Here is a 14,692-nt window from a genome sequence, read left to right as displayed (position 1 = left end):
CCCCGCATCGACCGCATTGACCACGCGCACCGTTGCCGCTCAGCCCGGCCGTCGTGCGATGAAGTCGATCTCCACCAGTGCGTCGCGCGCCAGCGCGGTCACGCCGATGCAGGTGCGCGCCGGCAGCGCGTCGGCGGGAAAGTACACGCGGTAGATTTCGTTCATCGCGGCGTAATCGCGCTTGAACTCCGTCAGGAAAATGCGTGCGGCGACCACGTGTTGCAGGCCGAGATCGAGACCCTTGAGAACCAGCACGAGGTTGTCCATCACGCGACGGGTCTGCGCGACTACGCCTTCGGGAAGCGGTGCGGCGTCGTCGGTGGGGGAGGTCGGCATCTGGCCCGTGAGGAAAACCCAGCCGTCGGCTTCAGTGGCGTGGGAAAACGGGCCGACCGGCGTAGGAGCGCCGGGAATCATCCAGAAAGCGGGGGTTGAGCTCATTGGGAATGCCGGTCATGGCTTCGAATGTCGGGCTGACAAGATAACCGATCAAAACTCACGATGCCGGCGAGGTGGCCGGCATCGTCCCCTGCAAGCCCGCGCTTAAACGAGCCCGGTCGTGTAATAAACGGCGATCACGAAGAAAACAGCCAGCGTCTTGATGACCGTCACCGCGAAGATGTCGCGATAGGACTGACGGTGCGTCAATCCGGTCACCGCCAGCAGCGTGATGACCGCGCCGTTATGCGGCAGCGTGTCCATGCCGCCGCTGGCCATTGCGACCACGCGGTGCAGCACTTCCATCGGAATATGCGCGGCCTCTGCGCCCTTGATGAATACATCCGACATGGCCGCGAGCGCGATGCTCATGCCGCCGGACGCAGAACCCGTAATGCCCGCCAGCGAGCTGACCGACACGGCTGCGTTGACGAGCGGGTTCGGAATGCTTTTCAGCGCGTCGCTCACCACGAGGAAACCCGGCAACGCGGCGATGACACCGCCGAAGCCATATTCGGAAGCGGTATTCAGCGACGCCAGCAGCGCGCCCGCCACTGCCGCCTTGGTGCCGACTGCAAAGCGCTCGCGCACCCGGCCGAACGCTGTCAGCACGACCATGACGATGCCGAGCAAGAGCGCGCCTTCGACAGCCCAGATCGCCACGACTGTCTTGATCGTCGTGGTAAGCGGCGCGTGGACGCCCGGCAGGATGTCCGGCGCGACGGTGTATGAAACGCCGTACGCCGTGGGAATCCAGCGAGTCAGCACGAAGTTCGCGACGCCGACCAGCACCAGCGGCGCGACCGCGAGCAACGGATGCGGCAGCTGCTTCGACTCGACGCGTTCCGGTTCGTTGACGAGTTCTGTGCCATAGCCTTCGCCGGTTGCCATCGCGGCGCGGCGGCGCCATTCGAGATAGCTGAGGCCGACCACGATAATGAACAGCGAGCCGATCACGCCGAGCGCGGGCGCAGCCCACGAGGTCGTCTTGAAGAACGTCGTCGGAATGATGTTCTGGATTTGTGGCGTGCCGGGCAGCGAGTCCATCGTGAAGGAGAACGCGCCCAGTGCAATGGCGCCAGGCATCAGGCGCTTTGGAATATTGCTCTGGCGATACAACTCAGCGGCGAACGGATAGACCGCAAACACCACCACGAACAGCGATACGCCGCCGTAAGTGAGCAGCGCGCACACAGCGACGATCACGGCGTTCGCGCGCGAGCGGCCAATGTAGCGAATCGCGGCTGCCACGATCGACTCCGAGAAACCGGATAGTTCGATGACCTTGCCGAACACGGCGCCCAGCAGGAATACAGGGAAGTAGAGCTTGACGAAGCCGACCATCTTCTCCATGAAGATGCCGGTGAAAACCGGTGCAACGGCGGCCGGATCGACCAGAAGGACGGCGCCGAGTGCGGCGATCGGCGCGAAGAGAATGACGCTGTAGCCGCGATACGCGGCGAACATCAGAAACGCCAGCGCGGCAAGGACGATGACAAAGGACATTGAGTCTCCAGAAGCTTGGTTTGTTCTACGTGTACGCCGTCTCAGCGAGACACGGCACGGCGCCCGCGAATGCAGGTTCCATGCCATGCGCCCGGTAACGGCTCGCGCGCCGATGCGCGGGGCCGTAGCGGACAAAACCATGAGACGTGTGCCGCAGATTGTACCTAAACGTCTCCAAACGGGGACGTGAATTGCTCCGTGCGCACGCGCGTCATGGCGGGACCGTTGTTGTACAGGCTTGTCGGCGATCTCTTCGATGAGATAAGCTTGTCCACGAATGGAGACAAGCGACTAATAGAACGATAGCCGGAGACAGCGACAACATGATGAACGACTGGGCGGGCCTCCCTGCCACCTATAGCGACGTCCTGCGCCGCGCGATGGACTCGCTATTTCGCACTTTCGAGAATTTCAGCGAAGGCACGTTCATTGTCGACGCCGAGGCGCGCGTAGTCTGGATCAACAAGCGTTATGCGGCGCGGTTCGGCTTTGCGGATCCCGAGCAGGCCATTGGCCGGGATTGCGAAGCGGTAATTCCAAACAGCCTGATGCGCGAAGTCGTGAAGACGGGCAAGCCGATTCTGCTCGACATTCTGGAAACGGATCGTGAGCCGCTCGTCGTCACGCGTCTGCCGCTGAAAGACGACGCAGGCGAAACCGTGGGCGCCGTCGGTTTCGCGCTGTTTGACGAACTGAAGGCGCTTACACCGCTCTTTTCGCACTATTCGCGCGTCCAGGAAGAGTTGATCGCGACGCGCCAGTCGCTTGCGCAGGCGCGCCGGGCCAAGTACACCTTCGGCAGCTTTGTCGGCACGAGCGCGGCCAGCCTGGAGGTCAAGCGCCAGGCGCGCCGAGCGGCGCAACTGGAATCGCCGGTTCTTCTGCTGGGGGAGACCGGCACCGGCAAGGAACTGCTCGCGCATGCAATCCACGGCGGCTCGGCGCGCGCGAACCAGCCGCTCGTGACGGTGAACGTGGCGGCGATTCCGGACACGTTGCTCGAAGTCGAGTTCTTCGGCGCGGCGCCCGGCGCTTACACGGGCGCGGATCGCAAGGGCCGCGTCGGCAAGTTCGAGCTGGCAAACGGCGGCACGCTTTTCCTCGACGAGATCGGCGATATGCCGCTGCCGTTGCAGGGCAAGCTGCTGCGAGTTTTGCAGGACAAGGAGTTCGAGCCGCTCGGTTCGAACCGGATCGTGCGCGCCGACGTGCGGATCATCGCGGCGACCTCTGCCGATTTGCCCGCGCTCGTCGCGGCGGGACGTTTCCGCGCGGACTTGTTCTATCGGTTGAACGTATTGACGATCCACGCACCGCCTTTGCGCGAGCGCGCTTCAGACATTGAAGCGCTCGCCTACGCAATGCTCGAAGACCTGTCGACGCAGGCGCGCGGCGGCAGTCACTACGAATTGCAGGACGATGCATTGCGCTTGCTGTGCGCCTACGCATGGCCGGGCAATGTGCGCGAACTGCGCAATACGCTTGAGCGGGCCGTGATGTTGTCCGACAGTGAGCGGATCGATGCGCGTGCGCTTGCGCCGTTCGTCGGTTCGGGGCAGGGCGGCGCACTCAGCGCGAGCGCGGTACAAGGCGCGCCGCACGCCCAGCCGCCGGCTGTGGCCGAAGCGGGGAATCCGGAGATCGAGCCGTCGTCGTGGAACGAGGCAATGGCGGCGTTCGAGAAGCGCTTTCTCAGCGATGCACTGCGCGCCAACGGCGGGCGCGTGATCGACACCGCCGCGCAGATCGGCATGGGGCGGGCAACGCTTTACAAAAAGATTGCGGCGCACGGCATCGAGATTTGACAAAGCCGGCCTTCACCGGGCACGCAGCGCAATGGGCGCGTGGCACAATCGTGTGATCCAAAAACAAGACGTGATCGGGGTTTCACATGAACCGCAGCTTCTCTTTCTTCGCGCGCCGTGTCTCTGTGTTCGCGGTCGTTGCAGCGAGCACTGTACTGGGCGGTTGCAGCAGCAGCGCGCCGCTGTTTTTGCCCGACGGCCGTGTCACCACACTCGTTGAATGTCCAGCTGGCTCCGACTCCTGCTCGCAGCAGGCGGCCGCAGGCTGCGGCGGCGCGTTCGACACGGTTCGCCAGTCCACGAACAATGGCACGCTCAGCCTGATCTACGCCTGCCGCGCAAAGTAATAGCGCTGCGGCCGCGCCCTTGCGGGTGAGGACCGAAGGCAGTGTTCGACTGCCTTTGGTCCACTAGTCTTGCCGGGACTGTGCCGCCCAATTTGTACGCCGGCCGCGCATAACTCGCTATTCAAAATGCTTACGGCCTTCAGCGGCGAACTATTGCGCCGAGGGCGCGCTTTCAGAAGTGCACGAACGTCATAAATATATGCGTCTAATGCGTGGGAGACAAAACCGTGTCTATGCCACTCGCATATTAATCAGCGACGTTGGTTTTTATTCCTAATGGATCGACATCCATAAAAAGTCACGGTATTTTTTCGCACTGAAGCGAAGTCGGTGCGGCAGGTAACGGAACATGAAATCCCGCGGCAGTATTCTGTTTTCACAGGTTCGCCAGCGCATGCGACCAGCAGCTTTTGCCGAATAAATAGACCATGCGGCAAAAGCGAGGAAGAAGTTGCCGACTAACGGAAGTAGATCGTTAGAAACGGCACAGTTGTGCTTTTTCATTGCGTTTCGAATTAAGTCAACGAGTATTCCGGGGAAAAGAATGAATCATCACCAACTCGAAAAAGACATCCAACATCTCGAACACGTCATTTCGCACATTTCCGCCGAAGACCGCATACCGCTGTCGTATTGGCGTAACCGCATCGATTCGGTTTCCGGCTCGGTTCGCATGCCGACACAGGCCAGTCGCATCAAACGTCTTAATGCCGCACTCGCGGCGTTGGAAGAGCGCCAGAAGGCCTGACCAGCACTGCGCGCTGCAAACTCGCTGCCATCTCGTTATCGTCTACAGACGACGCTTAAGCCAGGACACACTATCGACATGCAAGCAGCTGGATTTTCGTCAGCTCGGCTGACAGCCCTGACGCGCACCTTGCAGGGTTACGTGGACCGGGGCGATGTGGCCGGCGCGGTGGCGCTCGTCTGGCGCCGCGGCGAAACCGGCTACTTCGAGGCGCTCGGTCTGCGCGACGAAGCCGCGCAGTTGCCGATGGAGCGCGACACGCTGTTTCGCATCGCGTCGATGACCAAGCCGGTGACGAGCGCCGCCATTCTCATGCTGATCGAAGAGGATCGGCTCGCGCTCGACGCGCCCATCGCGCAGTGGTTGCCCGAACTGTCGTCGCCGCGCGTGTTGCGCGATCCCGGCGGTCCGCTCGATGCGACCGATCCTGTGCGCACGCCGCTTACCGTGCTCGATCTGTTGACGCATCGCGCGGGCTTCGCCTACCACTTCACCGCGACCGGCCCGCTGGCACAGGCGTACGCGACGGCTTTCAACGGCATCGATGGGCATGGCGACGTGAACGCGTGGCTCGAGCGCATCGCCCAATTGCCGCTGATGTTTCAGCCGGGCTCGCGCTGGCATTACGGCATCGCCACCGACGTGCTCGGCGCGCTGATCGCGAGAGTGAGCGGCATGCCGCTGGGGGAGTTTTTCCGCACGCGCATTTTCGAGCCGCTGGGCATGCGCGACACCGCGTTCTGGGTGCCCGAGCCGCAGCTCGCCCGTCTGGCTACCGCATATGGCGTCGATCCGGAAACGCGGCGGCGCGTGGTCGAGGATCATGCGTCTGCGAGCCGCTGGGCCAATCCGGCGCGCTTTCAGAGCGGCGGCGGCGGGCTCGTCTCCACCGCTCAGGACTATCTGCAGTTCGCGCAGTTGCTTTTGCGGCGTGGACGTGTCGACGATGTGCGCTTGCTGTCGCATCGCTCGGTCGATCTGATGCGCTCGAATTTTCTGACTCGCGATCAACGCCGCCTCCCGGCGTTCGGTCATGTGATGTGGGCGGGCCAGGGTTTCGGCCTCGGCTTGTCGATCGTCGACGATCCGGCGCAGCAACTTCCGCAAGGCTATCGCTCAGCTGGCTCCTTCGGTTGGCCGGGCGCTTTCGGCACGAGCTGGTTCGCCGATCCGGTCGAGGACATGATCGGCATCATGCTCATCCAGCGCCGTTCGATCGAGCCGTTTCCCATGGCAGTCGACTTCGAGCGCCGCGTGTACGATGCAATTGACGATTGAGTGCGCATGCTATGGCGATGACCGGCCGCACTTTTAGCGCCGGACAATGAAGGGCTCTCTATCCGGCGTTTTATTTGTCTGATAGCGTCCGCACTTCGGTTCGCCACAATCAACGGGAGCATTCGCGATGGCCTCATACAAACAGTTGACCGCTCAGCTCGAAAAGCTTCACAAGGAAGTTGCGGCGGCTCGTGACAAGGAAGTCGCGCAAGCGATCGCCGACATCAAACAGAAGATCGCCGAGTACGACCTGACCGCCGAAGAGCTCGGTTTCGCGAATACACGCACCGTTGCGCGAAAAGCCGCTTCGGTCGCCAAGTATCGCAACCCGAAAACCGGCGAGACCTGGAGCGGCCGCGGGCGCTCGCCTGCGTGGCTTGCGGGCAAGAATCGCGAGCGTTTTCTGATCGAAGTGTAGGGTGCGGTTAGCAGGCTTCGTGTCGTCCGCATTCCTGAAGTGATGCTGCGCCCGGTTTTTTCTGCACCGCTGCCAGGCCCCGAAAACGCTCACCTTTAGATCGAAACCTGGAGCCCGCACACTCGACCGGCGCCTCCGGTCCACATACTTCGGTGAGCTTGGCTTCTTCACCGGGCGCACCCAATCCGAGGTGAGTGCGAAGTAGGGACCGCGCCTCACCGACATGTCCGAAACCCGCGTCAGCCTTTGCTGCCGGGCGTTCCCAGGCTGTGCGAAGAATCCTTCGCAAAGATAAAAACACGGCTCTGCGTTCGCTTCGTCGATGCCGACGTGCAAGCAACGCCCCGTCGTTGGTGCAAGAACCTCTTCGCGCGTGCTCACCTTTCGCCGTCGTGCGCGGCGCGACGTCGCGAGTCCCGAAAACCCTCACCTTTGCGTGCTTTCCGCTTCGCGCGAACACGCCGCGCTCTCTATGCGGTCCGGACAAACCCGGAGTTGAGTTCGCCTCATACCCCGGATCAAAACTCATCGATACATGGTCGCGGATGCCGAACGCCACAATCGGTCATCCACTCAACTTGACGGAAAGACCATGAGCGTATCGACGGACAAGCAGCTTTTTATCGGCGAAGGATTCGAAGGACCGGGCGTCAACCTCGCGCATATCAACGTGCTGGTCGGCCCGCGTAACGGCCCGGCGGGCCAGGCGTTCGCCACCGCGTTGGCGACGCCTTCCACGGGTCACGCACCGTTCGTCGTGATCGCGCGTCCGGGCGTGCCGACCAAGCCTTTGACGCTCTACGTGAACAAGGCGCAGATCGGCAGCGACTTCCATGGCAACGCAACCTGGGGCGCGTCGCAAGCCGGTATTGCGAAGGCGGTGGCCGAGTCGTTGGAGAACGGCACTCTGCCTCCGGAAGCGGAGAACGATTGGGTTGTCGTGTCCGCGAACTGGGTCAATCCAGCGACCGACGATCTCGACGCCGTCTTCGACAACAACTACCGCGCGTGCAGAAACGCGATCCTTGCCGCGATGAAAGGCTTGCCGCATCGCGACGAAGTGTTCGCCGCCGCGCGCGACGTCTCGAACCCGTTCTACACCCCCAAACAACGCTGATCGCGGCCTCGATCGAAAGCAGCCGTAGCCGGTCTGCAAGGAGACACCTTTCATGGAATACATTCGCCTCGGCCAATCCGGCCTGAAGGTTTCGCGTCTGTGCCTCGGCACGATGAACATGGGCACGCCCCAATGGAAGCCCTGGATTTTCGATGAGGCGCGCAGCGAGCCGATCGTTCGCCATGCGCTGGAAGCCGGCGTCAATTTCATCGACCTCGCGGATTTCTATTCGACGGGCGTCGGCGAAGAAGTCGTCGGCCGCATTCTGAAGCGCCTTGCGCGCCGCGAGGAGATTGTCGTGACGACCAAAGTCGGCTACGACATGGGCGCATACCAGAACGCTGGTGGTCATTCGCGCAAGCACATCATGGACGGCATCGACGGGTCGCTCACGCGCCTTGGTATGGATTACGTCGACATCTACATGCTGCATTTCTTCGACGTGAACACGCCGGTCGAGGAAACCATGGGCGCGCTGAACGACATCGTGCGTGCGGGCAAGGCGCGCTATATCGGCGTCTCCACGATGTACACGTGGCAGTTCGCGAAGATCATGCAGGTTTGCGAACGCAACGGCTGGCATAAGCCGATCAACATGCAGTTGCAGCTGAACCTCGCGTATCGCGAGGAAGAGCGTGAGATGATCCCGTATTGCAGGGATCAGGGCGTCGGTGTCTCCGTATTCAGCCCGCTTGCGCGCGGCCTGCTGACAAGCGACGCCAACTCGACGCGCAATCAGACCGACTTCTTCACCGCGCAAATGTATGGCGATGACGTGTCGCGGCAGATTGCGTCGTCGGTGGCGCGCGTGGCCGCCCGTCGCGGCGTGTCCGCGGCGCAGATCGCGCAGGCGTGGGTGCTCAGGCACGAAGGCGTGGCGAGCATGCTGGTCGGCGCGGACACGCCGGCGCAGTTTAACAGCGCGATCGCCGCGCTCGGCACGGCGCTCTCAGACGAAGAGATCTTCGAACTCGAACGCAATTACACGCCGTGCGATCTGATCAACGACTACACCGCTGGCAAGCGCATCGCGCGCGAGCCGAGGCTTGCGCAAGACGCGTTCGCCGAGAAGCTGGAGGAAGCGGCATGAACGAATTTCTCCGGACAGGGCATTACATCGGCGGCGAGTGGTACGAAGGCGCAAGCACTTATCCCGTGCTCAATCCCGCGACAGGCGAAGTGATCGCGCAGGTGGCTAAGGGCGGCGCGGCGGAGGCGACGCAAGCCATTGCCGCCGCGGAACGGGCGTTTCCCGCGTGGCGCTCGTTGACGGCGAAAGAGCGCAGCGCGCGCGTCAAGCGTTGGGGCGAGTTGATGCTCGAGCATCGCGATGCGCTTGCTGTGCTATTGACCCGCGAACAAGGTAAGCCGCTCGCCGAAGCGCGTGGCGAAGTCGGCTACGCGGCGAGCTTCTTCGAATGGTTCGCCGAAGAAGCGAAGCGCGCATATGGCGACGTGATTCCGAGTCCGAATCCGAACGCGAAAATCATCGTGACGCGCGAACCGGTCGGCGTAGTCGCGGCCATCACGCCGTGGAATTTTCCACTCGCGATGATCACGCGCAAGGCGGGCCCCGCGCTGGCGGCCGGTTGCACGATGGTGCTCAAGCCGTCCGAGGAAACGCCGCTGTCCGCATTGGCGCTGGCCGTGCTCGCAGAGAAGGCGGGCATTCCGCCGGGGGTGTTCAACGTGGTCTCCGGCGATGCCGTCGCAATTGGCGGCGCGCTCACCGAATCCGACGTAGTGCGCAAGCTCTCGTTCACGGGCTCCACGCGCGTGGGCAAGCTGCTCGCGAAGCAGTCGGCGGATACGTTGAAGAAGCTCTCGCTGGAGTTGGGCGGCAACGCGCCGTTCATCGTGTTCGACGACGCGGATCTCGACGCCGCCGTGCAAGGCGCGATGGCGTCCAAGTTCCGCAACACGGGACAAACCTGCGTGTGCGTCAATCGCTTTTACGTGCAGGACGGCATTTACGATGCGTTCACGCTGGCGCTCGCGCAGGCGGCGCGCAAGATGCGCGTGGGCAACGCGTTGCAAGGCGACGTCGAACAAGGGCCGCTGATCAATCAGGCCGCGCTGACGAAGGTCGAGGCGCATGTGGCCGACGCGTTGCAAAAGGGCGCGAAAGTGCTGACCGGAGCAAAGCCGCATGCGCTTGGCGGCACCTTTTATGAGCCGACGGTTCTGGTCGATGCATCCAGTTCGATGCTGATTGCGCAGGAAGAGACCTTCGGACCGGTCGCCGCGTGTTTTCGCTTCAAGACCGAAGACGAAGCCGTGGCCGCGGCGAACGCGACGCCGTTCGGGCTGTCCGCGTACTTCTACACGCGCGATCTGGCGCGTGCATGGCGCGTGGGCGAGGCGCTCGAAAGCGGCATGGTCGGCATCAACGAAGGGATTCTGTCCACCGAAGTCGCGCCGTTTGGCGGCGTCAAGCAATCGGGCCTCGGCCGCGAAGGATCGAAGTATGGGCTCGATGAATACACCGAACTCAAATACATGATGATGGGCGGGCTCGGACGCTGATCGTCAGACCTCATACGGGCGGAAGCGCATCGCGTTCGCCGCCCGAAAAAGCCAATAAATCAAGGAGACAGCGTGAGTAATCAGGATGTCCAGGCGAGCCCTCTCGGCCTCGCCCCCACTTTCCCGGCTGCGGCGCCGTCCGCGAACCGCCCCATTTCCATCGACGACGTGCCGTTGAACGCGTTCCACGTGAAGATCGCCGGCCTCACGTTCGGCGCGCATTTCACCGAAGGTTTCGCGCTCGGCACAATCGGCTACGCGCTGGCCGCGATGAATCGTCAAATGCCACTCGACGCATTCTGGATGGGCATGATCGGCAGTTCGGCGCTGATGGGCATTTTCTTTGGAAGCCTGGTGTTCGGTTGGCTGTCGGATCGGCTCGGGCGGCAAAAAATCTTTCTGTTGAGCTTTGTCATCATCACCGTGGCCGCGTTTGCGCAGTTCTATGTGCACTCGCCTTTCGAACTCTGCATGCTGCGCGTATTGATCGGCTTCGGCATGGGCGGCGATTTTGCGGTGGGACATGCGATTCTCGCGGAATTCTCGCCGCGTAAGCATCGCGGAACATTGCTCGGGTCGTTCAGCGTCGTGTGGACGATTGGTTACGTGGTGGCGAACGTGCTCGGCATGCATTACGCCGACGCCTCGCCCGATGCCTGGCGCTGGCTTCTCGCCTCTGCGGGCGTTCCGGCGCTGATCGTGCTGGTGTTGCGCATGGGCACGCCCGAGTCGCCGCGCTGGCTGCTCGGCAAAGGCAGGATTGCGGAGGCGAGGTCGGTCGTGCTCAAGCACTTCGGCGAGAACGTCACGCTCGACGGCGCTCACGACCAGCACGCGCAATCGGCTGGCGGGTTCATGCGTCTCTTCGAGAAAGACCTGATTCGCCGGACTATCTTCAACTGCGCGTTTTTCGTGTGCCTCGTGATTCCGTATTTCGCGGTCTACACATTTTTGCCGACCATCTTGAAGGCGATTCATCTGAACAACGATTCAGGCGCGGATTTGCTGCTGAACGGCTTTCTCGTGCTTGGCGCGTTGATCGGTATCTGGCTCACGATCAAACTGCCGCGGCGCGTTTTCCTGATCGGCTCGTTCGCGGTGACGTGCGTGTCGCTGATCGCGCTCAGCTTGCTGCCGGAATCGGCGACGCTCGCCATGATTGTCGCGTTCGGCATTTTCACGCTGACCATGTCGGCATTCTCAAACCTGGTCGGCGTGTTCCCGCCCGAGTGTTTTCCCACCGAAGTACGCGCCTGCGGCGTCGGACTGGCCATTGCTTGCAGCCGTCTCGGCTCCGCAGTGGGGACGTTTCTGTTGCCGCTCGGCATCGCCACGCTCGGCTTTCACATCACAATGTTCGTGCTCGCGGCCGTGCTGCTGGTCGGCATGATCGTTTCGATTGCCTGGGCGCCGGAGACTAAACATTTGACGTTGACCGAAGCCAGCGGCGGCTAGTAGGACACGAAGCGTGCAACCCGGCGGCGGCGCGGTTACGGGCCAAAGGTAGCCGCTTCACCGCCCGGCGAACGTTTCTGACAGTAGCGCCGGCCGGCCGCCCCTCGCGGGCGGCTTTCCCACGTCCGCCGTCCCGGCGTGTATCATTCGTTCCCTGCGCTGTTCTGCGCTGGCGATTATCCGTATTGTCGAACGCTCGTTCCCGACCTGTTTTCCGACGCGGCCCGGTTGCCATAGTGATGCGGGTTCCCGACCCGACTCCCGCAGCTCGACGCCGCCGCGCCACGCGTGGCAGCCCGGAGGCCACAAGCTTCCGAAGACCGCCGAACCCCTATCCGTGACCGCCAGACCCGATGTCAGTCTCCGAACTCAAACGCCGCCGCACCTTTGCGGTCATTTCCCACCCGGACGCGGGCAAAACCACGCTGACCGAAAAGCTGCTGCTGTTTTCGGGCGCGATTCAGATTGCGGGCACCGTGAAGGGCCGCAAGAGCAATCGCTACGCGACTTCCGACTGGATGGAAATCGAAAAGCAGCGCGGCATTTCCGTCGCGAGTTCGGTGATGCAGTTCGAGTACGGCGACGCGGTTATTAATCTGCTCGACACGCCGGGCCACGAAGACTTCTCCGAAGACACATATCGCGTGCTCACGGCGGTGGATGCGGCCGTGATGGTGATCGACGGCGCGAACGGTGTCGAAGCGCAGACGCTGAAGCTGCTCGAAGTGTGCCGCAGCCGCAAGACGCCGATCGTCACCTTCATCAACAAGCTCGACCGTGAGGTGCGCGAGCCGCTCGAACTGCTCGACGAGATCGAGCAGCATCTCGGCGTCGCGGCGGTGCCGTTCACGTGGCCGATCGGCATGGGCAAGGAATTCCAGGGCGTCTACGACATCCAGCGCGATCAGGTTCGTGTGTTCCGGGCCGGTCAGGACACGGCCGGCGGCGCGGTTGAAACGCTGCAAGCGTTGAGCGATGAAGAAGGCGAGCGCCGTTTCGGCCACAGCTGGACCAAGGCAAAGGAAGAGATCGACCTGATCACCGGCGCAACGCCCGATTTCGACCGCGAGCAGTTTCTTGCGGGTCAGCAATCGCCGGTGCTGTTCGGCTCGGCGATCAACAACTTCGGCGTGAAGGAAATTCTCGACGCGCTGGTCGACCTGGCGCCGCCGCCGTCGATGCGCATGACGGTGCAGCGTCCGGTGATGCCGGACGAGCCGAAGTTCACCGGCGTCGTTTTCAAGGTGCAGGCGAACATGGATCTGGCGCACCGCGACCGCGTGGCGTTCATTCGTGTGTGTTCGGGGCGTTTCGAGCGCGGCATGGCCGTGAAGGTGACGCGTTCGAACAAGACTTTTCGCGCGAATAACGTTGTGACGTTCCTGTCGCAGCGGCGCGAGACGGTGAGTGAGGCGTATCCGGGCGACATTATCGGTATTCCGAATCACGGCACGCTGAGCCTCGGCGATACGTTGACCGAAGGCGAGGCGTTGCAGTTCGTCGGACTACCGTTCTTCGCGCCGGAAATTTTCCAGACCGTCGAGGTGGTCGACCCAATGCGCGCAAAGCAACTCGGCGAGGCGCTCAAGCAGCTTGGCGAGGAAGGCGCGATTCAGGTGTTCCGTCCCGAAGTGGGCGGTTTGATGATTCTGGGCGCGGTTGGCCAACTGCAATTCGAAGTCGTATCGCACCGTCTGTCGACCGAATACAAGGTCGACGTGCGCATGGCGCCCGCGCGCTACCGCATGTCCCGCTGGGTGACGTGCGACGACCCTGCGGAACTGCGCCGCTTCACCGACTCATACGCTGCACGCATCGCGCTCGACGCATCCGACGCGCCCACGTATCTGGCCTCGCATGTGTCGGAGATCGAAGTTGCGCAAAAGGCATGGCCGAAAATCGTGTTCAACGAGTTGCGCGAGCATTCGGGCGCGCCGTTCAAGAAGGCAATGTGACGAGTTGAGCCCGTCCGCCAGCGCATGTGGCTGGCGGAGCCTGTTCAGATCAGAGAAAGCCGCGTGTCATGCACGCGGCTTTTTTATTTCGAGGCGCACCTTCGGCTCGCCATTAGACGGAATAGCCGTTAGCCCATGTTCAGTACTTGTTCGCGCAACCACCCCGCGAACGCCTGCACATATTCGAGGGCGGCGTGCTGAGGCGCGACGTCGAGCCAGTAGCCGAACGGGCCGGCCACTTCGACATCGGAGAACTGCGCGAGGCTGCCGTCCGCCAGTTCCTCGACGATCATATTTCTGTCGACGATAGCGAGGCCCGCGCCCTTGCGCGCGGCGCGGATCGCCTGTTCCAGCGTCGAGAATTCAATGCCGTTATCCGCGTAACGCGCGGGCAGCCCTGCCGTGGCGAGCCAGTTCGGCCACAAGTCCAGCCTCGCGTCGTTGTGCAGCACGTGCAGCGCGGGCATGTGTTCAAGCAGCCTGTCGAGCGGCTCGCCGAGCAGCATCGGCGCGCCCACCAGTGCATGGCGCTCGGTCATCAGCAATTCGGAATGTGCGTCGGGCAATGCATGACGGCCGAAGCGGATCGTGCAGTGGCAGTCGGCGGTCGGCTCGGTGCGAATCGACAATTCGACGTCGGGCATCTCATCGGCGAGTGAACCAAGCCGTGGCGAGAACCATTGGGTCGCGTAGGTAGGCGGTACGGCCACCACGAGACGGCGCCGGCCCTTTGCCGCGGTGATTTGCCGGAAACCGCGCTCGATGGTGTCGAACGCGTCCGACAGACAAGGCAGGAATTGCAGCCCCACGGGCGTCAGGCGAATGCCTTTGTGATCGCGCTCGAACAGCTTCGCGCCGAGCGATTCCTCGAGCAGTTTGATTTGCCGGCTAACGGCGCCTTGCGTCACGCATAGCGCGCTCGCCGCGCGGTTAAAGCTCATGTGGCGCGCTGTTTCCTCGAAAAAGCGCAACGCGATGAGCGATGGCAAGCGTCGCATACATCACCTTCTGTCTCTTGGATCGTGCGGGGCAGTGCGGCCGATGTGAAGGCGCGCGGATCGCCTGCAATTGTCGCATTGAAGCACTGCATTTTGCCTGT

At 62.5% G+C, this 14,692-nt stretch carries 14 protein-coding genes; 10 read left to right on the top strand and 4 right to left on the bottom strand.

What is annotated here, in order from left to right; all coding sequences use genetic code 11:
• Positions 1 to 39 precede the first annotated feature (39 nt).
• Positions 40 to 441: a RidA family protein gene (locus SB753_RS24195; protein WP_027779984.1), complete on the bottom strand. Its 402-nt coding sequence runs from the start codon at positions 439 to 441 to the stop codon at positions 40 to 42.
• Positions 442 to 543: 102 nt separating this feature from the next.
• Positions 544 to 1,944 carry a GntP family permease gene (locus SB753_RS24190; protein WP_020068596.1) on the bottom strand — a complete coding sequence of 467 codons (1,401 nt, stop codon included), beginning with the start codon at positions 1,942 to 1,944 and terminating at the stop codon, positions 544 to 546.
• Positions 1,945 to 2,267: 323 nt separating this feature from the next.
• On the opposite strand from SB753_RS24190, the gene SB753_RS24185 reads away from it, so the two are divergent.
• Both SB753_RS24185 and SB753_RS24180 read left to right on the top strand, forming a co-directional pair.
• A complete protein-coding gene (locus tag SB753_RS24185; RefSeq protein ID WP_410802212.1) occupies positions 2,268 to 3,749 on the top strand; it encodes a sigma-54 interaction domain-containing protein in 1,482 nt (493 codons plus the stop codon).
• Positions 3,750 to 3,835: 86 nt separating this feature from the next.
• A complete protein-coding gene (locus tag SB753_RS24180) occupies positions 3,836 to 4,096 on the top strand; it encodes a hypothetical protein (protein ID WP_408191223.1) in 261 nt (86 codons plus the stop codon).
• Positions 4,097 to 4,369: 273 nt separating this feature from the next.
• On the opposite strand, the gene SB753_RS24175 is transcribed toward SB753_RS24180, so the two are convergent.
• Positions 4,370 to 4,600, bottom strand: a complete 231-nt coding sequence (locus tag SB753_RS24175; protein ID WP_410802210.1) for a hypothetical protein — start codon at positions 4,598 to 4,600, stop codon at positions 4,370 to 4,372.
• Positions 4,601 to 4,640: 40 nt separating this feature from the next.
• Between SB753_RS24175 and SB753_RS24170 the strand changes: the two genes are divergently transcribed.
• From SB753_RS24170 to SB753_RS24135, 8 genes are all read left to right on the top strand, one after another.
• Complete coding sequence (locus SB753_RS24170) at positions 4,641 to 4,844, top strand: hypothetical protein (RefSeq protein WP_020068593.1); 204 nt, start codon at positions 4,641 to 4,643, stop codon at positions 4,842 to 4,844.
• Positions 4,845 to 4,922: 78 nt separating this feature from the next.
• Entirely contained in the window at positions 4,923 to 6,122 is a 1,200-nt protein-coding gene (locus SB753_RS24165) for a serine hydrolase domain-containing protein (RefSeq protein ID WP_410802208.1), read from the top strand.
• A 127-nt stretch (positions 6,123 to 6,249) separates the two neighbouring features.
• On the top strand, positions 6,250 to 6,540 hold the full coding sequence (locus SB753_RS24160; RefSeq protein WP_087753653.1) for an H-NS family nucleoid-associated regulatory protein: 291 nt from the start codon (positions 6,250 to 6,252) through the stop codon (positions 6,538 to 6,540).
• A gap of 592 nt (positions 6,541 to 7,132) precedes the next feature.
• Positions 7,133 to 7,657: a formaldehyde-activating enzyme gene (fae, locus tag SB753_RS24155; RefSeq protein WP_204523357.1), complete on the top strand. Its 525-nt coding sequence runs from the start codon at positions 7,133 to 7,135 to the stop codon at positions 7,655 to 7,657.
• A 52-nt stretch (positions 7,658 to 7,709) separates the two neighbouring features.
• Complete coding sequence (locus SB753_RS24150; protein ID WP_410802206.1) at positions 7,710 to 8,747, top strand: aldo/keto reductase; 1,038 nt, start codon at positions 7,710 to 7,712, stop codon at positions 8,745 to 8,747.
• Complete coding sequence (locus SB753_RS24145; RefSeq protein WP_410802204.1) at positions 8,744 to 10,183, top strand: NAD-dependent succinate-semialdehyde dehydrogenase; 1,440 nt, start codon at positions 8,744 to 8,746, stop codon at positions 10,181 to 10,183. The genes SB753_RS24150 and SB753_RS24145 overlap by 4 nt, the downstream gene beginning before the upstream one ends.
• Before the next feature lie 72 nt (positions 10,184 to 10,255).
• Entirely contained in the window at positions 10,256 to 11,638 is a 1,383-nt protein-coding gene (locus tag SB753_RS24140) for an MFS transporter (protein ID WP_410802202.1), read from the top strand.
• 353 nt (positions 11,639 to 11,991) lie between these two features.
• Complete coding sequence (locus SB753_RS24135) at positions 11,992 to 13,593, top strand: peptide chain release factor 3 (RefSeq protein WP_020068586.1); 1,602 nt, start codon at positions 11,992 to 11,994, stop codon at positions 13,591 to 13,593.
• A 128-nt stretch (positions 13,594 to 13,721) separates the two neighbouring features.
• Here SB753_RS24135 and SB753_RS24130 read toward each other — a convergent pair whose 3' ends face one another.
• Positions 13,722 to 14,591, bottom strand: coding sequence for a LysR family transcriptional regulator (locus SB753_RS24130; protein WP_410802200.1), 870 nt, complete (start codon positions 14,589 to 14,591; stop codon positions 13,722 to 13,724).
• Positions 14,592 to 14,692: the final 101 nt, after the last annotated feature.

It is taken from the genome of Paraburkholderia sp. SIMBA_053 (assembly GCF_046534895.1).
Lineage (GTDB): Bacteria > Pseudomonadota > Gammaproteobacteria > Burkholderiales > Burkholderiaceae > Paraburkholderia > Paraburkholderia caledonica.
The sequence above is the reverse complement of the archived record's forward strand: the minus strand, read 5'-3'. Positions and strand labels throughout refer to the sequence as shown.